General features: G+C 65.2%; 25 protein-coding genes. 20 read left to right on the top strand and 5 right to left on the bottom strand.

Going from position 1 to position 26803, the window contains the following annotated elements; translation table 11 throughout:
• The first annotated feature begins 8 nt into the window (after positions 1 to 8).
• Positions 9 to 1076, top strand: a complete 1068-nt coding sequence (locus tag ABW18_RS07495) for a substrate-binding domain-containing protein (RefSeq protein WP_049698343.1) — start codon at positions 9 to 11, stop codon at positions 1074 to 1076.
• Positions 1077 to 1101: 25 nt separating this feature from the next.
• Here ABW18_RS07495 and ABW18_RS07490 read toward each other — a convergent pair whose 3' ends face one another.
• Positions 1102 to 2166, bottom strand: coding sequence for an AAA family ATPase (locus ABW18_RS07490; protein ID WP_049698342.1), 1065 nt, complete (start codon positions 2164 to 2166; stop codon positions 1102 to 1104).
• Between the two features lie 245 nt (positions 2167 to 2411).
• On the opposite strand from ABW18_RS07490, the gene ABW18_RS07485 reads away from it, so the two are divergent.
• Complete coding sequence (locus ABW18_RS07485) at positions 2412 to 3449, top strand: aliphatic amidase (protein WP_049698341.1); 1038 nt, start codon at positions 2412 to 2414, stop codon at positions 3447 to 3449.
• Between the two features lie 26 nt (positions 3450 to 3475).
• Here ABW18_RS07485 and ABW18_RS07480 read toward each other — a convergent pair whose 3' ends face one another.
• Positions 3476 to 3952: a type II toxin-antitoxin system VapB family antitoxin gene (locus ABW18_RS07480; protein WP_049698340.1), complete on the bottom strand. Its 477-nt coding sequence runs from the start codon at positions 3950 to 3952 to the stop codon at positions 3476 to 3478.
• A gap of 229 nt (positions 3953 to 4181) precedes the next feature.
• Between ABW18_RS07480 and hrcA the strand changes: the two genes are divergently transcribed.
• From hrcA to ABW18_RS07415, 13 genes are all read left to right on the top strand, one after another.
• Entirely contained in the window at positions 4182 to 5216 is a 1035-nt protein-coding gene (hrcA, locus tag ABW18_RS07475; RefSeq protein WP_049698605.1) for a heat-inducible transcriptional repressor HrcA, read from the top strand.
• A gap of 140 nt (positions 5217 to 5356) precedes the next feature.
• The gene (gene dnaJ, locus ABW18_RS07470) at positions 5357 to 6502 is read left to right on the top strand and encodes a molecular chaperone DnaJ (RefSeq protein WP_049698339.1); all 1146 of its coding nucleotides are present in this window, start codon (positions 5357 to 5359) and stop codon (positions 6500 to 6502) included.
• Positions 6503 to 6557: 55 nt separating this feature from the next.
• The gene (locus ABW18_RS07465) at positions 6558 to 7307 is read left to right on the top strand and encodes a 16S rRNA (uracil(1498)-N(3))-methyltransferase (protein WP_049698338.1); all 750 of its coding nucleotides are present in this window, start codon (positions 6558 to 6560) and stop codon (positions 7305 to 7307) included.
• Between the two features lie 11 nt (positions 7308 to 7318).
• Positions 7319 to 8089: an alpha/beta hydrolase family protein gene (locus ABW18_RS07460; RefSeq protein WP_049698604.1), complete on the top strand. Its 771-nt coding sequence runs from the start codon at positions 7319 to 7321 to the stop codon at positions 8087 to 8089.
• A 156-nt stretch (positions 8090 to 8245) separates the two neighbouring features.
• Positions 8246 to 9340, top strand: coding sequence for a PhoH family protein (locus tag ABW18_RS07455; protein ID WP_049698603.1), 1095 nt, complete (start codon positions 8246 to 8248; stop codon positions 9338 to 9340).
• On the top strand, positions 9337 to 9930 hold the full coding sequence (gene ybeY / locus ABW18_RS07450) for an rRNA maturation RNase YbeY (RefSeq protein WP_049698337.1): 594 nt from the start codon (positions 9337 to 9339) through the stop codon (positions 9928 to 9930). Before ABW18_RS07455 ends, ybeY begins: the two co-directional genes overlap by 4 nt.
• Before the next feature lie 2 nt (positions 9931 to 9932).
• Positions 9933 to 11408 (top strand): hemolysin family protein, encoded by a 1476-nt coding sequence (locus ABW18_RS07445; protein WP_200903238.1) that lies wholly within the window; start codon positions 9933 to 9935, stop codon positions 11406 to 11408.
• On the top strand, positions 11405 to 11740 hold the full coding sequence (locus tag ABW18_RS07440) for a cytidine/deoxycytidylate deaminase family protein (RefSeq protein WP_049698335.1): 336 nt from the start codon (positions 11405 to 11407) through the stop codon (positions 11738 to 11740). Before ABW18_RS07445 ends, ABW18_RS07440 begins: the two co-directional genes overlap by 4 nt.
• Positions 11737 to 12651, top strand: coding sequence for a GTPase Era (gene era / locus ABW18_RS07435; RefSeq protein ID WP_049698334.1), 915 nt, complete (start codon positions 11737 to 11739; stop codon positions 12649 to 12651). Before ABW18_RS07440 ends, era begins: the two co-directional genes overlap by 4 nt.
• Before the next feature lie 189 nt (positions 12652 to 12840).
• Complete coding sequence (locus ABW18_RS07430) at positions 12841 to 14358, top strand: YhgE/Pip domain-containing protein (protein ID WP_235434331.1); 1518 nt, start codon at positions 12841 to 12843, stop codon at positions 14356 to 14358.
• Positions 14359 to 14406: 48 nt separating this feature from the next.
• Positions 14407 to 15213, top strand: coding sequence for a DNA repair protein RecO (gene recO / locus ABW18_RS07425; protein ID WP_049698332.1), 807 nt, complete (start codon positions 14407 to 14409; stop codon positions 15211 to 15213).
• Complete coding sequence (locus tag ABW18_RS07420; RefSeq protein WP_005206497.1) at positions 15179 to 16015, top strand: isoprenyl transferase; 837 nt, start codon at positions 15179 to 15181, stop codon at positions 16013 to 16015. Before recO ends, ABW18_RS07420 begins: the two co-directional genes overlap by 35 nt.
• A 58-nt stretch (positions 16016 to 16073) precedes the next feature.
• Complete coding sequence (locus ABW18_RS07415) at positions 16074 to 16505, top strand: hypothetical protein (RefSeq protein WP_049698602.1); 432 nt, start codon at positions 16074 to 16076, stop codon at positions 16503 to 16505.
• A gap of 31 nt (positions 16506 to 16536) precedes the next feature.
• On the opposite strand, the gene ABW18_RS07410 is transcribed toward ABW18_RS07415, so the two are convergent.
• Together ABW18_RS07410 and ABW18_RS07405 are read right to left on the bottom strand one after the other, a co-directional pair.
• Positions 16537 to 16992 carry a Fur family transcriptional regulator gene (locus ABW18_RS07410; RefSeq protein ID WP_049698331.1) on the bottom strand — a complete coding sequence of 152 codons (456 nt, stop codon included), beginning with the start codon at positions 16990 to 16992 and terminating at the stop codon, positions 16537 to 16539.
• Positions 16989 to 17429: an ArsR/SmtB family transcription factor gene (locus ABW18_RS07405; RefSeq protein ID WP_049698330.1), complete on the bottom strand. Its 441-nt coding sequence runs from the start codon at positions 17427 to 17429 to the stop codon at positions 16989 to 16991. Before ABW18_RS07405 ends, ABW18_RS07410 begins: the two co-directional genes overlap by 4 nt.
• Positions 17430 to 17616: 187 nt before the next feature.
• Here ABW18_RS07405 and ABW18_RS07400 point away from each other — a divergent pair, with 187 nt between their 5' ends.
• The 4 genes from ABW18_RS07400 to ABW18_RS07385 all read left to right on the top strand — a co-directional run bounded on the left by ABW18_RS07400 (position 17617) and on the right by ABW18_RS07385 (position 22489).
• Positions 17617 to 19020: a glycine--tRNA ligase gene (locus ABW18_RS07400; protein ID WP_049698329.1), complete on the top strand. Its 1404-nt coding sequence runs from the start codon at positions 17617 to 17619 to the stop codon at positions 19018 to 19020.
• 126 nt (positions 19021 to 19146) lie between these two features.
• On the top strand, positions 19147 to 19620 hold the full coding sequence (locus tag ABW18_RS07395) for a cold-shock protein (RefSeq protein WP_049698328.1): 474 nt from the start codon (positions 19147 to 19149) through the stop codon (positions 19618 to 19620).
• Complete coding sequence (locus ABW18_RS07390) at positions 19613 to 20920, top strand: deoxyguanosinetriphosphate triphosphohydrolase (RefSeq protein ID WP_049698327.1); 1308 nt, start codon at positions 19613 to 19615, stop codon at positions 20918 to 20920. Before ABW18_RS07395 ends, ABW18_RS07390 begins: the two co-directional genes overlap by 8 nt.
• 306 nt (positions 20921 to 21226) lie before the next feature.
• A complete protein-coding gene (locus ABW18_RS07385) occupies positions 21227 to 22489 on the top strand; it encodes a PE-PPE domain-containing protein (protein WP_160318043.1) in 1263 nt (420 codons plus the stop codon).
• A gap of 14 nt (positions 22490 to 22503) precedes the next feature.
• Here the strand turns inward: ABW18_RS07385 and ABW18_RS07380 are convergent, their stop codons facing one another.
• On the bottom strand, positions 22504 to 24741 hold the full coding sequence (locus ABW18_RS07380) for a glycoside hydrolase family 3 C-terminal domain-containing protein (protein ID WP_049698326.1): 2238 nt from the start codon (positions 24739 to 24741) through the stop codon (positions 22504 to 22506).
• A 141-nt stretch (positions 24742 to 24882) separates the two neighbouring features.
• On the opposite strand from ABW18_RS07380, the gene dnaG reads away from it, so the two are divergent.
• Entirely contained in the window at positions 24883 to 26802 is a 1920-nt protein-coding gene (dnaG, locus tag ABW18_RS07375; protein ID WP_049698325.1) for a DNA primase, read from the top strand.
• The last annotated feature ends 1 nt before the right edge of the window (position 26803 follow it).

Raw genomic sequence — 26803 nt, 5'->3', positions numbered from 1 at the left:
GGAGTCCAATGACCCATCGCGAGTTGCCGATACGCATCGCCTATGTGGTTCCCGTCCAGGGATCCGCGGGCATCTTCGGGCCGTCGTGTGAGGCCTGCGGTGATCTCGCCGTCGCCGAATTGAGCTGTGGCGGAGGAGTTCTGGGCCGTGAAATCGAACTCGTGATCGTCGATGGGGGCCGACGTCCGGCAGTCGTCGCGCAGGAGGTGGCGACTCTGTGGCGAGCAGGTGCGATCGACGCCGTCGTCGGCTGGCACATCTCCGCGGTGCGCAAGGAGATCCTCCGGTACGTCGGCGGCGAGTTGCCCTACGTGTATGCGGCACTGCATGAAGGCGAGTTTCGCACACCGGGTTTGTTCATGACCGGCGAGTCGCCGGGCGCACAGGTATTGCCGGCACTCGACTGGTTGCGCCGCCAATTCGGAGCGCACACGTGGTGCGTCGTCGGCAACGACTACGTGTGGCCGAGGCAGATCGCGGCGCGCGCCGAGGCGCACCTGGCCGGTGCGGGCATGTCGCACCTGGGATCGACCTTCACGCCGCTGGGTACGTCGGACTTCACCGAGACACTCGACTGGCTGGAGGTGCATGGTCCCGACGCGGTGCTCGTACTGCTGATCGGCGACGACGCCGTCCGGTTCGGCCGCGCGTTCGCCCGTCGCGGCCTCGACGAGATCAGTCTGCGATTCAGTCCCATCCTCGAGGAGAACCAGGTACTCGGCATGGGGGCGTCGGCGACTGCCAACATGTACTCTGCCGCAGGTTATTTCGATTCGCTTGCCACCACGTCGACGCTCGACTTCGGTGCCCGCTACCACCGATTCCACGGTGTCGACGCACCGATGCTCAACAGCATTGGTCAGTCCTGCTACGAGGCGATCAACGTGCTCGGCGAAATCGCCACGCGCGCCGGCTCGCTCGCGGTTCCGGCGCTCGAGGCCGCGGCTCGCGGTGCGACGATCGACGGCTCGCGTGGTGCCCTGCGGCTCGGCGCCGGTCATACGGATCAGGACGTCTACGTGGCCGCGGCGCGTCATCTCGACCTCGACGTGCTCGAACGTATCCACGTTGCGTGATTCCCGCGTTGTCGTCTCTGCATCGTCATTGCTGCGACGTGACAATCGAGCCGCCACGAACCGTACTGCTCATCGAGAGTGGGCCGTCGGCGTCGTGATGAACGATGACCTGCGCGACCGACGCGTGCAGTTCACGTCGGATGACGCGCTTGAGATTGCGCGCGCCGTACACCCTGTCGAAGCCGTGCGCGAGCAGGTAGCGGCGCACGGAATCATCTGCCGCCCAGGTGATTCCGCGGTCGCCGAGGGTCTCGGTCAGTCGCCGCAGCTCGAGGTCGACGATGGCTCCTGCGTTGTCTTCGTCGAGCGGTGTGAACCGGACGATCTCGTCGAATCGGTTGTAGAGCTCGGGATCGAAGAACTCCTCGACGGCTCGATCGACGAGCTCACCGTCGGAGTGCGTCGTGTCGGGAGACCGGCCGACGCCGGACAGGAAACGTCGCAATGTCGAGGGATTCTGGGTGCGGGTCTTCGCTGCGAGTTCCGCGGATCCGAGATTGGACGTCAGCAGCACCACGCTGTTGCGAAAGCTGATGCTCGACGTGCCCGCGGTCAATCGCAGTGTGCCGCTGTCGAGTATCTGCAGTAGCGAGCGCAGCACGGTGGTGTGCGCCTTCTCGACCTCGTCGAACAACACGATGCCCGGTCGGGAGATGTTGCCCTCCACCAGCTCTCGATCGAAGAGCGTGAAACCCTCCTTGGCGCCCGCGTATCCGGGCGGTGCGCCCGACAGCGACGCGGCATAGTGCTCCTGGGCAAGCGAATTCATGTCGATGCGGCACAGTCGGTCCGGATCGCCTGCTATCTCGGCGGCAAGCCTGCGGGCGAGCTCTGTCTTCCCGACTCCCGTCGGTCCGACGAAGAGCAGGGAGGCGATGGGCCGGTGGGGATCCCGGATTCCCGCGGCGGCGATCGTCAATCCACGGACGACGGCGTCGATGGCGTGATCCTGGCCGATGATCGCGGCTCGCAGCGACGCCGAGAGTTGCTCGGGCGACGACGCTCGGCCCATGCGGAACGATCGCGCGCGTCCCGCGGTGAGGTGGCCGGAGTTGAGGTCGTCGACCTTCTGCGACAGGTATCCCGACACTGTTGGTCCCTTCGTCGTTCGTCGCTTCGCTCGGTCTCGTAGATCCACACCTACTTTCGAATGAAAGCAGATGTGCGGGCGTCGTGCAGTGTGTTGCTGTCGAAGACAGCCCACAACTGTTGCTGGGTAACCATCTTCGAACATCGACGCAATCCGACGGTAATGCCCTGCCTCCTACTCTGGCGGTGATAGTACTTCCAAGTGGAAGAGAAAAGTCGAAGCCCACGAGGCTGGAGGAGGCAACAATGCGGCACGGAGACATCTCATCGAGTCCGGACACGGTCGGCGTCGCGGTGGTGAACTACAAGATGCCGCGCCTACACACGAAGGCCGAGGTTCTCGAGAACGCACACAAGATCGCCGACATGGTGGTCGGGATGAAGACCGGCCTCCCGGGCATGGATCTCGTTGTGTTCCCGGAGTATTCGACGATGGGCATCATGTACGACAACGACGAGATGTACGCAACGGCGGCGAGCATCCCGGGCGACGAGACCGACATCTTCGCCAAGGCGTGTCGTGACGCGAAGACCTGGGGTGTCTTCTCGATCACCGGTGAGCGCCACGAAGACCACCCGAACAAGCCGCCGTACAACACCCTCGTCCTGATCAATGACGAGGGTGAGATCGTGCAGAAGTATCGAAAGATCCTGCCGTGGACGCCCATCGAGGGCTGGTACCCCGGTGGTCAGACGTATGTGACCGACGGTCCCAAGGGCATGAAGATCTCGTTGATCATCTGCGACGACGGCAACTACCCGGAGATCTGGCGCGATTGCGCGATGAAGGGTGCGGAACTCATCGTGCGTCCGCAGGGATACATGTACCCAGCCAAAGATCAGCAGGTACTGATGGCGAAGGCGATGGCGTGGGCGAACAACTGCTATGTCGCGGTCGCAAACGCCACCGGATGGGACGGCGTCTACACCTACTTCGGTCACAGCTCGATCATCGGATTCGACGGTCGGACACTCGGCGAGTGCGGCGAGGAGGACTACGGCATCCAGTTCGCGCAACTGTCACTGTCGACCATCCGGGATGCCCGCAAATACGACCAGTCGCAGAATCACCTCTTCAAACTTCTCCATCGCGGCTACACCGGTGTGCTCGCCGGTGGTGACGGCGACAAGGGGGTTGCCGACTGCCCGTTCGACTTCTACAAGAACTGGGTCAACGACGCCGAGGCAACGCAGGCGGCCGTGGAGGCGATCACCCGCGACACGATCGGAGTCGCGGAGTGTCCCGTCTACGACCTGCCGACCGAGAAGACGATGGAGGTGTGAGGGCTGGTAGGTAGGGGAGCGTCGGATCAGGGCCGGCGCGGCGGCGTCGACCAGCCCGTGCCGCGGGTCGGTCGACGATGCGCGCCGCCCTGGCCGGAGGGGCTTCGAGGTGGCTCGACCGGTCGGGTCGGACGGCTCGACGTCGTCGGAATCTCGGCGGTGTCGTCGAGTTGTTCCTCGAGGGGCAGAGCGCCAGGTGAGAGGTCGTAGGCATCGAGGTCGAGTAGCCGCGCGTGGATGATGTGCCGGTTCCGGAGCGCCGAACGCACCGCGCGGTGCAGGCCGTCCTCGAGATAGAGGTCGCCCTGCCAGCGCACGACATGGGAGAACAGGTCGCCGTAGAACGTGGAGTCCTCGCTGAGGAGTTTGTCGAGAGCCAGCACTGTGGTGACGGTGACGAGTTCGTCGAGTCGGAGCTGGCGAGGAGGAATCTTGGCCCACCCGCGGACCGACAATCCGTGGTCGGGGTAGGGCTTCCCCTCCCGCACACCCTTGAAAATCATCCCGACGCTCTCACTGTCTTTCTCTTTCGAGTCGTCCCGGCTCCTGAGTAGTCCGGGCCGGCTCACGGCGACTTACGCCCGCGCGATGGCCCCGGTTCGTCGTCGGCCGTCGCTTAGGATGGAGTCTGCGAACTGGATTGACCAGACTGTATGTGCCCTGAGTTTATTGCCCAGAGCTCATTTGCCCTGAAGCTTATTGCACAGTAGGCCCCGAGGAGGTGTGGCGGACGTGTCGGCGACCGACGATCGGCGGTTCGAGGTGCTGCGTGCCATCGTGACCGACTACGTGGACACGCAGGAACCCATCGGTTCCAAGGCCTTGGTCGAACGACACCATCTCGGTGTGTCGAGTGCGACGGTCCGAAACGACATGGCCGTGCTCGAGGCGGAGGGCTACATCGCGCAGCCGCACACCAGCTCGGGTCGTGTTCCCACCGACAAGGGCTACCGGATGTTCGTCGACCGGATCAGCGAGGTCAAGCCGCTGTCGGCGGCGGAACGTCGGGCCATCCTGTCCGTTCTCGACCGCGGCGTCGACCTCGACGACGTGCTGCGGAGGTCTGTGCGCCTGCTCGCACAGTTGACCAGGCAGGTCGCGGTCATCCAATATCCCGTGTTGTCGACGGCGACGGTCCGCCACCTCGAGGTGGTCACGTTGTCGCCGTCGCGTCTGCTGCTGGTGGTCATCACCGATACCGGTCGCGTCGAGCAGCGGATGGTGGCGCTCGGTGCCGACCGTTCCGAGGACGACATCTCACGGCTGCGTGACATGTTCTCGGCGGCACTCCACGGCAAGCGTCTCGAGGAGGCGTCCGCGGCAGTCGCCGAACTCGCCAACGAGGCCCCCGGCGATATTCGCGACGAGGTCATCCGGCTCGCGACCGTCCTGGTCGAGACCCTCGTCGAACGCGGCGTCGACCGTCTTGTGCTCGGCGGAACGTCGAATCTGGCGCGCTCTGCCGCCGATTTTGCTCCGATGAACGGCGGCATGGACACGGTGCTCGAAGCGCTCGAGGAGCAGGTCGTCGTGCTCAAGTTGTTGGCGACGACACAGCGGATGGGCCGCGTCACCGTGCAGATCGGCGAGGAGACGCAAACCGAGAACCTCCGTGGAACCTCGGTGGTCTCCACAGGGTACGGTGCATCGGGAACGATATTCGGCAGCGTTGGCGTGGTGGGCCCGACCCGCATGGACTACCCGGGAACAATCGCCTCGGTGGCGGCCGTTGCGAAGTATGTGGGTGAGGTCCTCGCCGAGCGCTGATCGGCGCGACGCGCAGCGAACCATCCCGTCACATTCCCGGCACCGAGCCGGACTGCCCAAGCCCGGCGCATGCTGGGAATCGAGACCGTACATAGCGGGGCCGGATAGACCGGCCCGGACACAGAGGACCGGACGACAGCGTGGCAACTGACTACTACGGAGTTCTTGGCGTGGCGAAGGGTGCCAGCGACCAGGAGATCAAGCGGGCATATCGCAAGAAGGCCCGAGAACTGCATCCCGACGTGAACCCCAACGAGGAGGAGCGCTTCAAAGAGGTCACCACAGCCTACGAGGTGCTCAGTGACCCGGAGAAGCGTCGAATCGTCGACGCGGGCGGCGATCCGTTGGCCGGGCCCGGCGCCGGTGGATTCGCCGGAGGCTTCGGTGGGGGCGGCCTCGGCGACGTCTTCGAGGCGTTCTTCGGTGGGGGCGGCGGATTCGGCGGAAGTCGCGGACCCAAGGGACGCGTGCAGCCCGGCGAACCGGCCCTCGTATCGGTGGAGCTGACGCTCGAAGAGTGCGCGTCCGGTGTCAACAAAGAGATCACCGTCGACACGGCCATCCTCTGCGACGTGTGCCAGGGTTCTGGCACCAATGGCGACTCCAAGCCCGTCACGTGCGACACCTGTAGGGGTGCGGGCGAGATCCAGGCCGTGCAGCGCTCGATCCTCGGCCAGGTCATGACCGTCCGCGAATGCCCGACCTGCCACGGCACGGGCGAGGTCATCCCGGATCCGTGTCACAAGTGCGGCGGCGACGGCCGCGTGCGTTCGCGACGCACCATGACCGTGCGCATCCCCGCGGGTATCGAGAGCGGTATGCGGGTCCGCCTGGCAGGCCAGGGCGAGGTCGGCATGGGTGGTGGACCCGCAGGCGACCTGTACGTCGAGGTCTCCGAGCGTCCGCACGACGTCTTCATCCGCGACAAGGACGATCTGCACTGCACGCTGCGGGTGCCGATGGCCGACGCCGCGCTCGGTGCTGAGTTCACGGTTGCATCGATCCTCGGCGACGACATCACCGTCGCCATCGAGCCGGGTACTCAGCCCGGCCAGGTGGTCAAGGTCCGCGGGCAGGGTATGCCGCACGTCAACAGCGGCGTGCGCGGCACCCTGCACGTGCATCTCGACGTGCATGTACCGACCAAGCTCGACGCCGGACAGTCGGCGGCGCTTTCGGCGTATCGCGAGACGTCGGGGGAGCAGATCGATCTGGTCACCACCACTGCCGCCGCAGCGCCCGGCGGTCTGTTCTCGCGGCTTCGTAACGCCTTCGCCGGACGCTGACAGGTCACAGCGGAGTGGCGCGACGAGTGGATCGTGAGCTGAAGGGTCGACGTCGGTGAGTCCTCCGCTGTTCTGGGTCGACGAGGTGCCTCGCGTGGGCGGTGAAGTCGTGCTCGCCGGTAGCGAGGGAAGGCACGCCGTCACCGTCACCCGCCTCGGAGTCGGCGAGCAACTTCTCGTCGGTGATGGCCGGGGTTCTGTCGCCGACTGCGCCGTCGAGGCGATCCGCTCGAAGGACACGCTTGTCGCGCGCGCTCACGGGTACACCTTCATCGACCGTCCGCGCCCGACCGTCACGGTCATCCAGGCGCTTCCGAAAGCCGAGCGTTCGGAGCTCGCCGTCGACCTTGCCACGGAGGCGGGCGCGGATCGCATCGTGCCCTGGCAGTCCGCGCGGTGCGTCGCGCGATGGACTGGCAAGGCGGACAAGGGAATTGCGAAGTGGAAGGCTGCAGCGTCCGCGGCGGCAAAGCAGAGTCGACGCCCGTGGATCCCCGACATCGGCGACCTCGCGACGACGATGGATGTGCGCGCGATCTGCGCGGGCGTCGCCGCAGACGGTGGTGTGGTCGCGGTGCTGCACGAGGACGGAGCAGTGCCGCTGCGGTCGCTACCGCTGGCAGGTGCCTCCGAGATCGCCCTCGTGGTGGGGCCGGAAGGTGGACTCGACGACGCCGAGATCGCCGATCTGACGGCGCTGGGGGCGACCTCGGTGGTCCTGGGTCCCGAGGTACTGCGGACGTCGGCCGCCGCCGCCGTCGCGCTCGGAGCGATCGGCGTTCTCACCGATAGGTGGGAGCGGTGAAGCGGTGCGCGGTGCACCGCACGAAGATCGCGTACGGACCCGAGCCGTCGCAGTTCGGTCACCTCTACCACGTCGCAAGCGCCGACGACCGTCCGGACCGGATGCGTCCGGTAGTCCTCGTGCACGGTGGCTACTGGACAACCGAGTTCAGCCTGACCATCGAATCGGCGATCGCGCGGCAGTACGCCGAGCGGGGCGCCCTGGTGTGGAACGTCGAGTATCGACGTATCGGTGAAGCGGGTGCCGGGTGGCCCGCGACGGGAACCGACGTCCGCTCCGCGATCGAGGCATTCGATACCGAGATTCCCGACGCACTCGAACCCGACCTGCGCGCGTGCGTCGACTGGACCGACGTGGCCGTCGTCGGACATTCCGCAGGTGGGCAACTCGCGCTCTGGTCGGTGGCGCAGCTCCGAGCGAAGACAGCGTCGACGTCCATCACCACGGTCGTCGCGCAGGCATCGGCACTGGATCTCGTGGGAGCCGGTCGTGCCGCGCGACCCTCCGTCGAGGGGTTGATGGGAGGCCCGTACGACGCCATGCCAGAGCGCTACCGGCAGGCGTCGCCGATCGAACAGGAACCGTTCGACGCGCACGTCGTCGCCATTCACGGCACCCTCGACACCGCGATCCCCGTTGACGTCAGCAGGCATTACGTCGAAACAGTCTGTGCGCGAGGGCAATCCGCGGAGCTCATCGTGGTGCCCGACGAGGGACACGATGCCTTCGTCGATCCGCGAAGCGTGTGTAACCGGCAGACACTGCGCGTTCTCGGGATCTGAGTGCCGGGGGAGGTGTGGCGTGGCACCACCGTGCCCGGAATATTGCCTGCTGATCGGCCGTTGTGGCGCGATAGACTCGTATCGGACACGGATTCGATCCGAATCCGAGTGCACGCATAGAGCCCAAAGCCCCAGACACCAGGAGTGATTGCATACGTGAGTGACGGCACCCCCGACGTGAACGCGCCGAGCAGCGGAACATCAGGGGGCAGACCTGTGGTCACCTCCAACGTGGAAATCTCTCCCGAGGTGGTTTTTGGCCTGCTCGGGGCAAGTGACATCAACCTGCGCACCCTGGAGAAGCTGCTCCCCGCCGATATCCATGTTCGCGGCAACCAGGTGACGCTCAGCGGTCAGCAGGCCGACGTCGCGGCGTCGGAAAGAGTTGTGGCCGAACTGGTCGACCTGGTGGGACGCGGAACTCCGCTCACCCCCGATCTCGTGCGGCACAGCGTGTCGATGTTGAGCGAAGGATCGTCGGAGTCGCCGGCAGAGGTGCTGTCGCTCGACATCATCTCCCGCCGCGGAAAGACGATCCGGCCCAAGACGCTCAACCAGAAGAAGTATGTCGACGCCATCGACAACAACACCATTGTGTTCGGGCTCGGACCAGCGGGAACCGGCAAGACGTACCTCGCGATGGCCAAGGCGGTCCAGGCGCTGCAGGGCAAAGCGGTCAACCGCATCATCCTCACGCGCCCGGCAGTCGAGGCAGGGGAGCGGCTCGGCTTCCTTCCGGGAACCCTCAGCGAGAAGATCGACCCGTACCTGCGGCCGCTGTACGACGCCCTGCACGACATGATCGACCCGGAGTCGATACCGAAACTCATGGCGGCGGGCGTCATCGAGGTCGCGCCGTTGGCATACATGCGTGGGCGCACGTTGAACGACGCCTTCATCATTCTCGACGAGGCGCAGAACACGACCAGCGAGCAGATGAAGATGTTCCTGACCCGTCTCGGGTTCGGGTCGAAGGTCGTCGTCACCGGCGACGTCACGCAGGTCGACCTGCCCGGCGGAGCGCAGAGCGGCCTCAACGCCGCGACGCGCATTCTCGAGGGCATCGACGACATCCACTTCTCGCATCTGAACAGCTCCGATGTCGTGCGTCATCGGCTGGTGGCCGACATCGTCGATGCATACGGTCGCGACGACGAGGCACACCGTTCGTCGGGTCGGCTACGTGACGCCGGCGCCCAGGGTGGCAATCGTGCGGCTCGACGCGCCGCGGGACAGGGACGACGCTCATGAGTATCGAACTCGCCAACGAGTCGGGCGTCGAGGCCCCGGCGGAACTGATCATCGGCGCGGCGCGGTTCGCCGTGGGGGCGATGGATGTCAATCCGGCAGCCGAGCTCTCGCTGCTTCTCGTCGACGAGGACACGATGGCCGACATGCACGTCCAGTGGATGGACCTGCCCGGCCCGACCGACGTCATGAGCTTCCCGATGGACGAACTCGTACCCGGCGGCCGCCCCGACGCCGCGGAACCCGGTCCGGCGATCCTCGGGGACATCGTGATCTGTCCCGCATTCGCGAAGCGTCAAGCCAAGGAGGCACGACGCTCCTTCGACCATGAACTCGCGATGCTCACGATCCACGGTGTCCTGCACCTGCTCGGCTACGACCACGCCGAGCCGGAGGAGGAAAAGGAGATGTTCGGGCTGCAGAACAGCATCCTCGAAGAGTTCTACGCCGAACGTCACCGCGTCGCGCAGGTGCAGCGACAGTCCGATCGTGACACCAAGCTGTTGACCAACATCGGCTTCTCCGACGTCGCGTCGGTCGACGCGGCCCCCGACGCCCCCGACTCGGGTCAGACCCCGGCCAAGGACACGTGACCTTGTCGCAAGACATCTGGTTCCTCATCGTCGCTCTGGTACTGCTCGCTTTCGCAGGCGTGTTCGCCGCGGTCGACACCGCGGTGTCGACGGTGTCCATCGCTCGTGTCGAAGACATGGTCAAAGAGCAGCGTGCCGGTGCGCGCAGGCTCGTGTCGGTGTTGGATGCGCGCGCCACCTACGTCGGGCTCGCCGTGTTCCTTCGCGTCGCCTGCGAGACCGCGGCGGTCGCACTCGCCGCTGTCGCGGCGGTCGATGCGCTCGGGGTCGGCTGGGGGCTCGTCGTCACGATCGCGGGCATGACCGTGCTCTCCTACATCGCGGCAGGGGTCGGGCCTCGCACGCTGGGCAGGCAACACGCCTACAGCGTCGCGCTGGCCTCAGCGGTGTTCCTGCAGGCCCTCGGGGTGCTGCTGACACCGGTCACCCGACTCCTCATCCTCATCGGCAACGCGTTGACCCCAGGGCGCGGTTACCGCAACGGGCCGTTCGCCACCGAGGTCGAGTTGCGAGAGGTCGTCGACCTCGCGGAGGCAAGCGGTGTGGTCGCGGCAGATGAGCGGCGGATGATTCAATCCGTGTTCGACCTCGGAGACACCAATGCCCGTGAGGTGATGGTCCCGCGCACCGAGATGATCTGGATCGAAGACGATAAAACCGTCGCGCAGGCGCTGAATCTGGCACTGCGGTCCGGGCATTCGCGAATACCCGTGATCGGTGAGAATCCCGACGACGTGCTCGGCGTCGTCTACCTCAAAGATCTCGCGTCGACATTGAATGCGGGAGAACCGATCACGGTCATCCGGGTGCGAGACCTCATGCGTCCGGCCGAGTTCATGCCCGACTCGAAGCCACTGGACAAGGTCCTCGCCGACATGCAGCGCACCCGCAACCACATGGCGCTCCTGGTCGACGAGTACGGGGGCATCGCGGGCCTGGTCACCATTGAGGACGTACTCGAGGAGATCGTGGGTGAGATCACCGACGAGTACGACACCGACGAGGTCGCGCCGATCGAGGATCTGGGTGATGGCCGCGTTCGGGTGTCGGCACGGCTGCCCGTCGAGGATCTCGGCGAACTGTTCGACATCGAGATCGACGACGACGAGGTGGAAACCGTCGGTGGACTCGTCGGGCTGGAGTTGGGCCGTGTGCCGCTGCCAGGTGCAGACGTCGAATCCCACGGACTGCGGCTTGTCGCAGAGGGAGGCCCCAATCAGCAAGGGCGCCAACGTATCACCACTGTGTTGGTGACCAAGTTGGAATCTGCCGATGATGACGACGCAGACGCTACGTCGCGGGATGACGACGACGCACGGCGTGACCGACGACGCGGTGACACCCGTGCGGATTCCGACGCGGGCGCGCTGCGCCGAGTGCGTGACGCCGACACCGACACCGATGGGGAATACTCTGAGCGGAACGGCTCGGACCGCGGCACGTCGGTTCACGCACGCAACGGCAAGGATCACAGGTGACCCAGACACTCGACGACGAGGACAACAAACTCGTCGTGCTCGCCCGGGGGGCGCGCGCCCGCGCGGAGACCGCATCGGGCGCGGCAGTCCGCGACGGTGACGGGCGTACCTACGCCGGGGCAGACGTCGAGACGCGCTCGCTGCGGTTGACGGGTCTTCAGGTCGCGCTCGCGACGGCCCTCGGCAGCGGAGCAGCCGAGTTCGAGGCTGCCGTCGTCGTCGGCGGCCGGGCCGACGATCCCGGCCTGGCGACCCTGCACGAGATCAGCCCGTCGGCGCCTCTGATCGTCGCCGACGGAAGCGGCGCCGTCGTCGATCGCGTCGACTCATGAGCGACGAGTTCCGCTCAGGATTCGTCTGTTTCGTCGGCAGGCCAAACACGGGAAAGTCGACGCTCACGAACGCCCTCGTCGGCGAGAAGATCGCGATCACGTCGAATCGTCCACAGACCACACGGCACACCATTCGTGGAATCGTGAACCGGCCGGACGCCCAGCTGATCATCGTCGACACCCCCGGTCTGCACCGACCGCGCACACTTCTCGGGCAACGACTCAACGATCTCGTCCGCGACACCTACTCGGAGGTCGACGTCATCGGGATCTGCATCCCGGCCGACGAGGCGATCGGTCCCGGTGACCGGTGGATCGTGTCACAGGTGCGACAGATGGCGCCCAAGACGACGGTGCTCGGCGTCGTGACAAAGATCGACCGTGTCACACCCGACAAGGTCGCGGCCCAACTGCTCGCACTGAGCAACCTGCTCGGCAGCGAGTCCGAGGTGGTTCCGGTGTCGGCGACCAGCGGCGCGCAGCTCGACGTACTCACAGACGTCCTCGTCTCGCTGATGGAACCGGGCCCCGCGTTCTACCCCGACGGCGAGCTGACCGACGAACCCGAGCAGGTCCTGATGGCGGAGTTCATCCGGGAGGCCGCGCTCGAGGGCGTGCACGACGAGTTGCCGCATTCGCTGGCGGTCGTGATCGAGGAGGTCATCCCGCGCGAGGACCGACGCCCCGATCAGGCACCGATGGTCGACGTCCACGCGATTCTCTACGTGGAGCGCGACAGCCAGAAGGGCATCATCATCGGACACAAGGGCTCGCGTCTCAAGCAGGTGGGTACCACTGCTCGGGCGCAGATCGAGAACCTGCTCGGCGTGAAGGTCTACCTGGATCTGCACGTGAAAGTGGCAAAGGACTGGCAGCGAGACCCCAAACAGCTGGGACGAATGGGCTTCTGACGGCCGATCTCTTCAGGAGGTACGACGGTGGGCAAGCACGAGGGATCGGACGAATCGGCACCAGCCGACGCGGTCGATTCGACGCAAGACAGTCACGATCAAGACGGTCACGATCACGACAGTCACGATCAAGACGGTCACGACAACGACGGTCACAACACGGAGACTCTCACCGACGAGAGCAGCACCGTGCAGACCGGCGCTGACGGATACCCGCACGAGGAGCAGGCGGTCAGCACGATCTCAGAGGTGCTGGGTGCGCCCAAGTTCTGGGTCCTACCGGTGTTGCTCGTCGTCGTCATCATGTCGTTCATGGCGGCGTTGTACATGGGCGCTATCGCCGATCCGGAACGCAATCTGCACGACTTCCCGATCGCATTGGCCAACCAGGACAACGGTGGCGAGGTTCCCAACGCCGACGGCGGGACGGACAAGCAGAACTACGGCGACCAGATCGCCAAGGGCATCATCGACGAGGCGGCGAAAAGCGGGATCGCGGTGCACAAGACCGACCGCACCACCGCGCTGAACGAGTTGAACACGGGCAAGGTCTACGGCGTCGTGATCATCAGCCCGAACTTCACCAATAAGGCTGTGGCACTCGGCCAATCGGCGGTGCTGCAGGCCAAGCCCGAGAAGCTGCCGATCGACATCTACATCAATCGCGGCTCGGGAACCTTCGCCTCGGCTATCACGACGACATTCTCTGAGCGGGTGTCGACACAGGTCAACAAGCAGGTGGGCGACCAACTCACGCAGTCGGTCAGGGAGCAACTCGCCAAGGCCAACGTACCGTTCAGCGGCGCAGCCCAGCTCGCGCTCTCGCAGCCGGTGGACGTGCGGACCGTCGAACCCAATCCGCTGCCCGAGGGCTCCGGAAACGGCTTGTCGGCCTTCTACTACACACTGCTGCTGATTCTCGCAGGCTTCACCGGCGCGATGATGGTGAGCATCGTGGTCGACGCCGCGCTCGGCCAGACGCCCATCGAGTTCGGCCCGTTCTACCAACTGCGTCTGCGACTGCCGATCTCGCGCTGGGGAACTCTCGCCGCCAAGTGGACGATCATGTTGCTGATCGCGTTCATCCAGTCGGCACTGTATGTCGGGGTGTGTACGGCGGTGGGGACCTCGTTACCGAATGCGTTTGTGTTGTGGACGTATTCGGTGTTGGTGATCTTCGCCGTCGGTGTGTCGGCGGCGTCGGCGATGGCCGTCTTCGGAAACCCGGGTTTGATCCTGAATCTGGTGTTCTTCGTGATTCTCGGCCTGCCGTCGTCGGGTGGCACCGTGCCGCTGGAGGCCAGCCCGCGACTGTTCGCCTGGATAGCGTCCGTCGAGCCGATGCATCTGGTGTACCTCGGCGTTCGGTCGATCCTGTACTTCGATGCCGACTGGGATGCGGGCCTCGGCCGTGCCGTGATCCAGACGATCGTCGGGCTGATCGTGGGCGGACTGCTGGGCTGGGTGGGAACCAAGTACTACGACCACAAGGGCTGGCACCGCTTCCCCGGAGGCATGCGGCTCTCGCCGCGGATGGCCAAGATCTTCGACGGCGGTAGCGGCAGCCTCCCGACGATCACCACGCCGGCACCACAGCATGTGGCCGGGGTCGCGGGCGCCAGCGTCCGCAAGCGCGAGGCGTCGACCGGTACTCACGTCGGTGCCCACGAGCGCGAACCGGGCGACTCCGGAAGTGGCAGCGGTTAGCGGCATGTCTCGACGGACCATGTCGGTGCCCGGTGGAACAATGGCACGGTGAGGTTCTACCAGGATGAAGCGGTTGTGCTGCGTCAGCACAAGCTCGGCGAGGCCGACCGCATCATCACATTGCTGACCGCGGAGCACGGATTGGTGCGTGCGGTCGCCAAGGGTGTGCGTCGGACGAGGTCGAAGTTCGGTGCCCGGCTGGAACCGTTCGCCCACGTCGACATCCACCTCTATCCGGGACGCAACCTCGACGTCGTCACACAGGTTCATTCGATCCACGCGTTCGCCGACGCGATCGTCGCCGACTACGCCCGCTACACCACGGCGTGCGCCGTCCTCGAGACCGCGGAACGCCTTGCCGGTGAGGAACGTGCTCCCGCCCCACAGTTGCACCGGCTCACCGTCGGTGCCCTCGAGGCGCTGGCAGATGATCGGCGCCCGGGAGGGCTGATCCTCGACGCCTTCCTGCTCAGGGCGATGCACTGCGCCGGCTGGATGCCCGCCTTGGATGTCTGTGCACGCTGCGCTTCGCCTGGCCCGCATCGGGCGTTCCACGTCGCTGCCGGCGGTGCGGTATGCCTGCACTGTCGTCCGCCGGGAGCCGCGACCCCGTCGCCCGGAGTCCTCGATCTCATGGACTCGCTGTACCGAGGGCAGTGGGAGCACACCACGGACGCGACCGAGTCGCTACGACGTCAAGCCAGCGGATTGGTCGCCGCGCATCTGCAATGGCATCTCGAGCGCCAATTGCGCACCCTGCCGCTCATCGAACGCGCAACCCCTCATAGTCTGGTTTCACCGAATGTGAGAGGAGCCGGCGATGGCGCTACGGTCGCGGTCCGCGGCTCGGGATGAACGGGCAAAGCAAGCCGCAGCACAGGAGCGACGCGCGGTTCGTCCACCCGACCCGCATCCGAGCGGAGCCACACCACCCGCATTGCCCGCCGAACTGATCCCTCGCCACGTCGCGCTCGTGATGGACGGCAACGGCCGGTGGGCCACCGAGCGCGGGCTGCCACGCACCGAGGGGCACAAGCGTGGCGAGGCGGTGCTCATGGACACCGTCTGCGGCTGCATCGAGATGGGCGTCACGTGGCTCTCGGCGTACGCGTTCTCGACGGAGAACTGGTCTCGCAGCCCCGACGAGGTCCGGTTCCTGATGGGCTTCAACCGCGACGTGATCCGTCGCCGTCGTGATGAGATGAACGAGATGGGCGTGCGCGTGCGCTGGGCCGGACGCCGACCACGCCTGTGGCGCAGCGTGATCAAAGAACTCGAGGTCGCGGAGGAACTGACCAAGGACAACACGGTCATGACCCTCACCATGTGTGTGAACTATGGTGGGCGGGCCGAAATCGCCGACGCGGCAAAGGAGATCGCTCGACGCGCCGCGGCGGGCGAGCTCGATCCCGAGCGGATCACCGAGGCGTCGTTCGCAAAGTATCTTGACGAGCCGGACATGCCCGACGTCGACCTGTTCCTGCGTCCGTCGGGGGAGCAGCGCATCTCGAACTTCCTGCTCTGGCAGTCGGCCTACGCCGAGATGGTCTATCAGGAGAAGCTGTTTCCCGACTTCGATCGCCGCGACCTGTGGGCAGCGTGCGTCGAGTACGCATCACGCGACCGCCGCTTCGGCGGCGTGATGACGACGGAGTGAGCGTGAGTGGTCGGTGAGCGATGAGTCGATGAGTAATGAGTCTGTGGGCGATGAGTCGATGAGCAATGAGTCGGGCCCGGATTCCTCTGCCGCGCAACAGGTTCTACTCGAAAGGGTGGCCACGCTCCTGACCGAGATCGGCGACGTCACCGACGTCGACGCCGAATCAGTGGTCGTCGCTGTCGGCTCGACGCGGGCGTCGGTTCGGGTCATCGCGCTGGCCGACGACCTTCAGGTGGTCTCGGTGACACAGTTGCTCGCGCTCAACCTTCCCAACACCGACGCGCTCCGTTCCGACGTCGAAGAACTCGACGCGACGCTGAGCTTCGGTAACCTACGACGTTCCGATCTGACCGGCGTGACCACAGATGTGTTGCAGTACTACACATTTCCGGCCGACGGCCTCACCGACATCCCATTGCTGACGGTGCTGCACATCGTACTGTCCGGCGGCGACGACATCGCCCGTAAGCTCGTCGACGCGAGCTGAACCCCGCCGAACATACTCGCGCCGACTCAAGTCAGCGCGCGGCGCGGCAGTCGGCACACACCCCGAACACCTCGACGGTGTGGTGGATGTCGCTGAAGCCGTGTTCTGCCGCGATCTTCGACGCCCAGCGCTCCACCGGATCTGCCTGCACCTCGACCGTCGTGCCGCACACCCGGCACACCAGGTGGTGGTGATGCACCGACGAACAGTTGCGGTAACGCATCTCGCCCGAACCGTCCCAGAGTGCGTCGATCTGTCCGGCCTGGCTCAGCGCCTGCAGGTTGCGGTAGACGGTGGTTAAACCGATCGATTCGCCACGGGCCTTGAGTTGCTCGTGAAGCTCCTGTGCCGAGCGGAAGTCGTCGCCCTCCGACAGTGCGTCGGCGATTGCCGCGCGTTGTCGCGTGGAACGGATTCCGGTGACGGGACGCTCGCGGCCCGTGGTGTCGGTGGTCGCGGCGTTGTCAGTGGTGTCGGTGCTGCTCATCGTTTCGTTTCGTCGCTGTGCGCGGTCGATCGGTGTGTGGTCGCTGCGGCCGTGGTGTTCGTGGCGGGCGCGTCGGGGCCACGTGTCTGCGGCGTCGGACGAGGCTCGGTTGCGTGTGTGAGGGCGTCGGTGACGATGTGTGCAAGGTGGTCGTCGATCAGCGAGTACATGATCTCGCGACCATTGCGTTCGCCACTCACGACGCCGGCGTCCTTCAAAACGCGCAGGTGTTGGCTGACCAATGGCTGGCTCACGCCGAGTGAGCCCACCAGTTCGTGCACGCAGCGGGCGTCTTCCTGCAGTGCCAACACGATGGCGATCCGCATGGGCGATGCGAGTGCCCGGAGCAGGTCGCTGGCAGCCTCACGCGCAGCGACGTCGCGGGCACCGACGCCGCGCGAGCCGAGGCCGTCTGAACACTGGCCGCGAGTTCCCATCACTCCATCTTAAGGGAAGTGGTTGTCATTTGTGGTCGACGCCCCACTGGTCGCGCTGCTCGAACCGGAGGATGCTCGACGGCGCTGGTCAGGCGTCGTCAGCGGACGGCTAGGCTGTAAGGGTTGCCGGCCAGCGTGCCGGCGAGAAGTTCGTGACCTGTCCCAACGTCCGTGGAGAAAGATCCCTGTGGCCTCCCGCCCGTCGAATGCTGCCCCTGCCAGAGTCGAAGCCGTCGTCAACCTCGCCAAGCGTCGGGGTCTTGTGTACCCGAGCGGCGAGATCTACGGCGGAACACGGTCGGCATGGGATTACGGGCCGCTCGGCGTGGAGCTCAAGGAGAACATCAAGCGGCAGTGGTGGCGGAGCATGGTCACCAGTCGCGACGACGTCGTCGGACTCGATTCGTCCGTCATCCTCCCGCGGCCCGTGTGGGAAGCCAGTGGTCACGTCGAGGTGTTCACCGATCCGCTCGTCGAATCGCTGTACACCCACAAGCGCTACCGCGCCGACCACCTGATCGAGGCGTACGAACTCAAGCACGGACATCCTCCGGAGAACGGGCTTGCCGACATCAACGACCCGGAGACGGGTCAGCCGGGCAACTGGACCGAGCCGCGTGCGTTCAGCGGATTGATGAAGACCTACCTGGGGCCGGTCGACGACGAGGAGGGGCTGCACTACCTCCGTCCGGAGACCGCTCAGGGAATCTTCGTCAACTTCAAGAACGTCATGACGACCTCGCGCAAGAAGCCGCCGTTCGGCATCGCACAGATCGGCAAGAGCTTCCGTAACGAGATCACCCCGGGCAACTTCATCTTCCGTACTCGCGAATTCGAGCAGATGGAGATGGAATTCTTCGTCAAGCCGGGTGAAGACGAGGAATGGCACCAGTACTGGATCGATCAACGCTTCGCCTGGTACACCGATCTCGGTATCAATCCGGAGAACCTGCGGCTCTACGACCATCCCAAGGAAAAGCTGTCGCACTATTCCAAGCGCACCGTCGACGTCGAGTACAAGTTCGGCTTCTCGGGTAACCCGTGGGGCGAACTCGAAGGCGTTGCCAATCGCACCGACTTCGATCTGTCCACCCACGCCAAGCATTCGGGTGAAGACCTGTCCTTCTTCGACCAGGCGACCGGCGAGCGGTACACCCCCTACGTGATCGAGCCCGCCGCCGGGCTGACCCGTTCGGTGATGGCGTTCCTCTGTGACGCGCTGACCGAGGAAGAGGTGCCGAATGCCAAGGGCGGCACCGATACTCGTACTGTGCTCCGCCTCGATCGTCGACTCGCTCCGGTGAAGGTGGCGGTGCTTCCGCTCTCGCGCAACGAGAAGCTGTCGCCGAAGGCCAAGGACCTCGCCGCGGAGCTGCGCAAGTACTGGAACGTCGACTTCGACGACGCCCAGGGGATCGGTAAGCGTTACCGCAGGCAGGACGAGGTCGGAACGCCGTTCTGTGTGACCGTCGATTTCGACACCCTCGACGATCAGGCCGTGACGATTCGCGAACGCGACACGATGAGCCAGGAGCGGATCGCGCTCGACCGCGTCGTCGAATATCTGGGGAGCAAACTGCTCGGGGCGTGACGTCTGCGGTTCGCCAGTCGGTCGTTGGGTAGGCCTGACCTGCGGTGGTCTGTCACAATTGAGAAGAGTTGCCGTGCGCGGTCGGACACGGGGTCCGACCGGGCGGCGAGGAGAGTGAGTGGAGTCGTGGCGGTCAGCGGGAAAGTTGTTCATTACGACACGAACAGAGGATTCGGATTCTTGGCTCCGGAGTCCGGCGGTGCCGATGTGTTCTTGCACATCAATGACATCGACATCGACGAGGATTCGCTGAAGCCGGGCGCCAAGGTCTCGTTCGATATCGAGGAAACCGACCGCGGAGCCAAGGCGGTCAACGTCGCGGTCACCGAAGAAGCGCCTTCCGACGAGTCGGGATCGGGGCGCCCACATCGTCGCGATTCACACGATCACCACGGTCGGTCGCACGGTTCCGACCGCTCACACGGAGCCGACCGTCGACGTCCCCGTGGAGGCGGCGGGTCACTCGATGCAGCGGCATTCACCGAGGAGATCACCGAACTGCTCCTCGACGCCTCCGGTGACCTGACTGCCAAGCAGATCGTCGCCATCCGTCAGCGCGTCACCGACTTCGCGGTCGGTCGGGGCTGGGTGCTTGACTAGTACCCCGCTCTCTGGCCTGACCGGTATACCTCCGACTGCTGAGTACGGCGAGGAGGCTGTCGAGCGCATCGTTCGTGAGGGCGCGAAGACAGCCAGCCTGCCCGGTACCAGGACAGATCACCGCAGTGAGTACGCGCGCGACCGTGCGCGCGTACTCCATTCGGCCGCATTGCGTCGGCTTGCGGACAAGACCCAGGTCGTCGGACCACGCGAGGGTGATACACCGCGCACCCGCCTCACGCATTCGCTCGAGGTGGGGCAGATCGGACGCGGGATCGCGATCGGTCTCGGCTGCGAGCCCGATCTCGTCGAACTCGCCGGTCTCGCTCACGACATCGGGCATCCGCCGTACGGGCACAACGGCGAACGAGCACTCGACGAGGTAGCCGTCGATATCGGCGGGTTCGAGGGCAACGCGCAGAACCTGCGCATCCTGACTCGACTCGAACCGAAATTGCTCGACGCCGATGGTGCTTCTGCGGGGTTGAACCTGACCCGCGCGTCTCTGGACGCAACGCTCAAGTACCCGTGGCTGCGCCGGCCACCGGCCCGCAAGTTCGGTGCGTACGACGACGACGCTGACACCCTGGCGTGGGTTCGCAGGGGTGCGCCGGGCGATCGGCAGTGCATCGAAGCACAGGTCATGGACTGGTCGGACGACGTCGCATACTCGGTGCACGACCTTGAAGACGGGGTCATCGCCAACCGTATCGATCTCCGGTCACTCGGCGACCCTGACGATCAACGCACGCTGGCGGAGATTGGCGTCGCGGAGTTTCCCGAGCTGGAACCGGAACCGCTGATCGACGCCGCGGGCAGGCTCTCGCAAATGGACATCGTGCGTGCAGTCGGGGTGTTCGACGGCAGCCTCGACGCGTCGGTGCGGCTCAAGAGACTCACGAGCGAACTCATCGGCAGGTTTGCGTCCGCCGCCATCACGGGTACCCGCGAGCAGGTCGGTGGGCGCTCGATCGCTCGGTACGACGCCGATCTGACGGTGCCGCCGCTGATCGCTGCCGAGGTTGCGATCCTCAAGACCTTGGCGCTGCGATTCATCTTCTCCAACGAACGCCACAAGTCGCACCAGGCCCGCCAACGCGAGCGTATCCATCGAGTTGCGGGATGGTTGATGGCCGCGGCTCCTGGCGGACTCGATCCGATCTTCGTCCCGACCTGGCAGGCCGCCGAGACCGACGCCGCGCGATTGCGCGTCATCGTCGATCAGATCGCGTCGATGACCGAGGGGCGCCTCGAGCGCATGGACAAGCAGAACTCCGGAGCCCAGGCGCACCTGGGCTGAGGTTCAGACTGGCCGGGCCTTGGCGTGCACCGGCACCCGGGAGCGCGCAGGACTCGGATGCGCCCAGAATCGGGATACGCCAGGGTTTCAGAATGTATCGACTAGTTGCGTGTGCATTGTGATTCGCCGCGGTTTGTACAAGCGGATTCTTACGGTATCTGATTTTGGCAAATCTATTTGACGTAAAAGGCAAATCCAATTCGGATTAACGCGCGTCTGGTTCGCTATCTATGCGTACAGTTTGTTCTGGGAGACCTTCGGGGGCCGTCGAAAGGAATGACGCGGATGGCCCGCCTCCGGAGTCGATTGAGCCACACTGGAATCATTGCATTCTTCGCCTGCAGCATGGTCAGTCTCGCGTTGTTCAGTGGTAGTCCGCGAGCGACTGCGGCGGTACTGCCCGCCCCGTCGTCGGACACATCGATTTACACGCTCGAACCACTCGACTACAACCTTTTTCCCGTGATGAAAACGCTGTTGCGGGGAGCGTGTCTGAAAGCTGGACCGAACTGCACGAAGATCTGGACTCCGGCAGCGCTTGACCCGTCGCATCTGCGGGGAGTCATCGGCGAGGTTGGTCCGATCTCGATCGGCGCCTTTGCGCTCGACGCTGCATTCCGTAGCGACGGCGACAAGAACGTCGTGGTTCTCGGGTACTCACAGGGTGGACAGGTCGCGGCATTCTGGCTGCGCAACCTGAGCCAGAACGCATCCTCGTACGCGCCGCCGTCGACGACGTCGTTTCTGCTCGTTGGCAACCCGGAGAACACCTACAGCCCGCCCTGGTTGCCGAAGACACCAACTGACACCGGCTACCAGGTAACCGAGTTGTGGCGGCAGTACGACGGGTGGGCGGATTGGCCGACGCACTTCAACCTCATCGCCTACGCGAACGCCATCGCAGGCATGTTGTACGTCCACCCGTTCGCCTATGTGGACGCCGATCCCGACGATCCGAACAATGTCAGGTGGACCGACGGCAACACCACCTACGTGATGATTCCGTCCCACGACCTCCCGCTGCTGCAGCCGCTGCGATTCATCGGACTCGGGTTTGTCGCAGACGCGCTCAACGATCCGCTCAAAAAGATCGTCGACAGCGCTTACGACCATCCGCAGAGCGCCTCCGACGTCGCAGCCCAAACGCCTTCCGCCACGGCGGCCGAGGCGGCGGACTCTGGCGCCGCGACTGCGGCGGCACGCACGACCACGGGTCTGTCGAGAGCCGCAGCCACATCCGAACCGCGAGCGACTGCCCCCGAATCCGCTGCCACGACCGAATCCGCTGTCACGACCGAATCCTCGAGCACGCCTGAATCCTCGGACAGCTCTGGAACATCCGAAGCTGCAACCGAATCGAGCGTCGTGGAGTCGCCGCCCGCGTCACCGGTGCCCACCGAACCCACGGTGCCCACCGAACCCATAGGGCAGAGCAGTCCGACCGTGCCGAACGGAACGGAGGGGTCGGCCGGCTCCGAGGGTGGGACGACTGAGGGCGGCGCGACGACAGGGGCGCCGTCCGAAGCTCCTGCCCGTGCGGCGGATGCCTCAGCGACAGGTGGCGAGTAGCCGTCGATCGGCGACTACTCGTCGGATGAGTTTCCGGCGTCGACGTTGACGGCGTCGAGCTTCTCGGCCAGCGCCCTCTTGGTGACCGCGCCCGTGGTGAATTCGGGCAGTCTGTCGACAGGAACAGAGCCGATCATGGCCAGCAGTCCCGGTCCGTCGGCCTCGGTGACGTCGGGGAAGGAGCTTTTGACCAGGTCGGTCAACGCATCCTTGCCGCTGGGGACCGAAACCACCTCGGCGATGGTCGAATTGGTGGTCAGTGGGATGGTGATCTCGTCTCCCTTGACCTCGACATCGGCGTGCAGGCGGATATCGCGACTCGACGCTCCGACGTCGATCCGATACGTCGCGCCTTCGACGACGAAATCGTGGACGCGAACATCCCAGTACGCCAATACATCCCGCGGCACGCTGATGGTGACGCGCTGCTCTTCGCCGGCCTTGACGTCAACGCTGGCGAAGGCCTTCAGTTCGCGCACCGGTCGCGAGACAGACGAGGTCTCGATGCCGGAGTAGACCTGCACGACCTCGCGTCCGTCGACCCTCCCGACGTTCGCGACTGTGAGCTCGACGGCGAGGCCGTCGGCGGTTTCGGTGACCGTTAGGTCGCGGTAGTCGAAGTCGGTGTAGGACAAGCCATGTCCGAACGGATAGGAGAGGTTCATCTTGCGTGCGTCGTACCAGCGGTAGCCGATGAACAGTCCCTCGCCGTAGGTGACGTGCTGGAATTCGCCGGGAAAGTTCAGGTAGCTCGGGTTGTCCTCGAGGCGCAGCGGGATGGTTTCCGACAGGCGCCCGGACGGATTGACGCTACCGAACAGAACGTCGGCGATGGCGCCTCCGCCTGCCTGGCCGAGAAGCGCTCCGTCGAGGATCGCGGGTGCGAGGAGCGGCGCGACGCGGAGCACTCCGCCGCGTGAGAGCACAACGGCCGTGCGGGGATTCACGGCCAGAACCGCCTCGGCGAGTTCGAGTTGATCGGCGGGAAGGTCGATGGTGGTCCTGTCGAATCCCTCTGACTCCTGGTGCTCGGCGAGCCCGAGGAACAGCACGACGTTGGTGGCCGATCGCGCTGCGGCGACGGCATCGGAAATGAGGTCGCTGCGGTTCTGGGAATCGTTGTCGTCGGTGGTGTAGCCGGCGGCGTAGACGACTTCCGAGCCTGCATGGCTCTTGATCTCGTCGAGCGGGATGTCGACCTTGGTGGCGTTGACCTTCGACGACCCGCCGCCCTGATAGCGCGGTTGCGAGGCCATCGTGCCGATGACAGCAAGCGATTCGGAAGTGTCGAAGGGGAGGAGGTTGTCGTCGTTGCGCAACAACACGATTGCCTGGGCAGCGGTCTCGCGTGCCAGCGCGTGATGGGCGTCGACGTCGAATGTGCCGTTCTCCGAACGGATGTGCGGTGCTGCTCGTTCGACGAGCGCGATCATCCGGTCGGCAGACTCCTGCAGTGCCTGCGGGTCGAGGCGGCCGTCGTCTGCGGCAGCCGCGACGTCGTCGTCGAGTTCGTCGCCCCCGAACGGCATCATCAGGTCGAGTCCGGCGGCCACCGAGCGGACACGGTCGACAACTGCGCCCCAGTCGCTGACCACCACGCCGTCGAATCCCCATGTGTCTCGCAGGATGTCGGTCAGCAATTCGCGGCTCTCGCTCGCGTGGACGCCGTTGATGCGGTTGTACGAGCACATCACCGTCCACGGTCGTGCGGTGCGGACGATGTGGCCGAACGCTCGAAGGTACAGCTCGTGCAGTGTGCGCTCGTCGATCGCGGCGCTCACCCGCATGCGATCGGTCTCCTGGTTGTTGGCCGCGAAGTGCTTGAGCGACGCACCCACGTCGACGCTCTGCACGCCGCGTACCCACGCTTCGCCGAATGCTGCCGAGAGAACAGGATCCTCGGAGTAGTACTCGAAATTGCGGCCGCCGAGTGGGGAACGTTTGAGATTGATGCCGGGGCCGAGAACGACCGACACCTGGCGGGCGAGTGCCTCGGCGCCGATGGCTTTGCCGATCCGGGCGGCGAGGTCGGGGTTCCAGGTCTGGGAGAGCCCGACAGCCGGCGGGAAGCAGGTCGCGGGAACGCTCTCCGACAAGCCGAGGGCGTCCGACGAGCCCTCTTGTTTGCGCAGTCCGTTCGGGCCGTCGGTCATCGCGATCGACGGCAGGCCGCCTTCGGACTTGGTCTGCCAGAAGTTCTTGCCGCTGGTGAGTCGGGCCTGCTCTGCGGTGGACAACGACGATGTAGCCATAGGTACTCCTCGGTGCGACGACTCGTGCCCCCCGGTCTCGACCGTAGCCGATCCGTCGTCGCAAGCCGGGCGGGTTGGCGCCGTGCGCGTGCTTGTGGATGTAGCGGACGACCGAACCGCTGAGGTCACTACACTGGGGACGTGGCAGGCCGAATTCCCGATCGTGACATCACGGCAATCCGTGAACAGACACGCATCGAGGAGATCATCGGCGACTACGTAGCGTTGCGTCCGGCAGGTGCGGACCGGCTCAAGGGGTTGTGTCCCTTCCACGACGAGAAGACGCCGTCGTTCCACGTCCGTCCGCATCACGGTCACTTCCACTGCTTCGGCTGCGGCGAAGGGGGCGACGTCTACAGCTTCTTGCAGAAGCAGGAGCACGTCAGCTTTGTCGAGGCCGTCGAGCAACTCGCCGACCGGCTCGGGTATCAGATCCACTACGAGGGTGGCGGGACGTCGGTCGCACGTGATCGCGGTACCCGTGCCCGTCTGGTGGCCGCCAACGCCGCCGCGCAGAAGTACTACGCCGAGCAGTTGCGAACCCCCGACGCCCAGATCGCGCGCGACTACCTCACCGAACGGAACTTCGACGCCGCTGCGGCGTCGACCTTCGGTTGCGGGTACGCACCCGCAGGCTGGGACACGATGACCAAGGCGTTGTTGGCGCAGGGCTTCGAGTTCGCCGAGCTGGAGGCGGCCGGCCTGTCCAAGCAGGGACGCAAGGGTCCCATCGATAGATTCCACCGCCGTCTGCTGTGGCCGATCCGCAATCTCGGCGGAGACATCATCGGTTTCGGCGCGCGCAAGCTGTTCGACGACGACAACCTCGGCAAGTACATGAACACGCCAGAGACCATGCTGTACAAGAAGTCTCAGGTGTTGTTCGGACTCGATCACGCCAAGAAGAACATCGCCAAGAGTCACCAGGTCGTCGTGGTCGAGGGATATACCGACGTGATGGCGATGCATCTGTCAGGGGTGACGACGGCGGTCGCGTCGTGTGGCACCGCCTTCGGTGAGGATCACCTGGCGCTGATCCGTCGACTGATGATGGACGACTCGTACTTTCGCGGTGAGGTGATCTACACCTTCGACGGCGACGCGGCCGGAAAAGCCGCGGCGCTCAAAGCTTTTGAAGGCGAGCAGTCCATCGCCGGCCAGACCTTCGTCGCCATCGCGCCGGAGGGGATGGACCCGTGCGAGTTGCGGCAGAACAGGGGAGACGCCGCAGTCCGTGATCTGATCGCGCGTCGGGTGCCGATGTTCGAGTTCGCGATCAAGGCACTGCTGGCCGGGTTCGATCTGAACACCGCGGAGGGTCGCGTTCACGCCCTGCGCGACACGGTGCCGGTGGTGGCCCGAATCAAAGACGTGGCGCTGCGCGACGAGTACGCACGTCAGCTCGCGGGTTGGGTCGGCTGGGAAGAAGTCGGACAGGTGCTCGCGCGAGTCCGTGAGGAGGGCGCGCGAGTCGCCCGGGTGAACGGACGTGCGTCGGCATCCGGGCGTGGACGGCAGATGCGTCGGGATCGGCCCGAAGCGGAGAAGGCGCCGGGACCCGGGCGACCCAACCCGGATGACCCCCGCCTGTGGCCGCAGCGCGAGGCGCTCAAGGCCGCACTGCAATACCCGGCCATCGCGGGCACCGTTTTCGATTCGCTGCCCGAGGAGTGCTTCACCGAACCCGCGTACACCGTCGTCCGAAATGCGATGTCGGCGTTGGGCGGCACGTCGTCGGGGATGGGTGGCACCGAGTGGATCGACGCCGTCAATCACGAGGTCGACAACCCGGTCGTCGGGCCGATGGTGACCGAACTCGCCGTCGAACCGATGCCGGTCAGCGAGCAGAACATCTCGCGCTACATCGGCAGCGTGCTCGCCCGACTGCAGGAGGTCTGGGTCGGCGCGCAGATCGCCGACATCAAGTCGCGCCTGCGACGCATGGCCCCGGGCGATGACCCCGACGGCTATCACGCGGTATTCGGCGACCTCGTGGCGTTGGAGGCGTATCGACGCAGTCTGCTCGAGCAGGCCGTAGACCCTGTCGTCGACGTCGGATGAC

Source organism: Gordonia jacobaea (genome assembly GCF_001186365.1).
In the GTDB taxonomy this organism is placed as follows: domain Bacteria; phylum Actinomycetota; class Actinomycetes; order Mycobacteriales; family Mycobacteriaceae; genus Gordonia; species Gordonia jacobaea.
The sequence above is the reverse complement of the archived record's forward strand: the minus strand, read 5'-3'. Positions and strand labels throughout refer to the sequence as shown.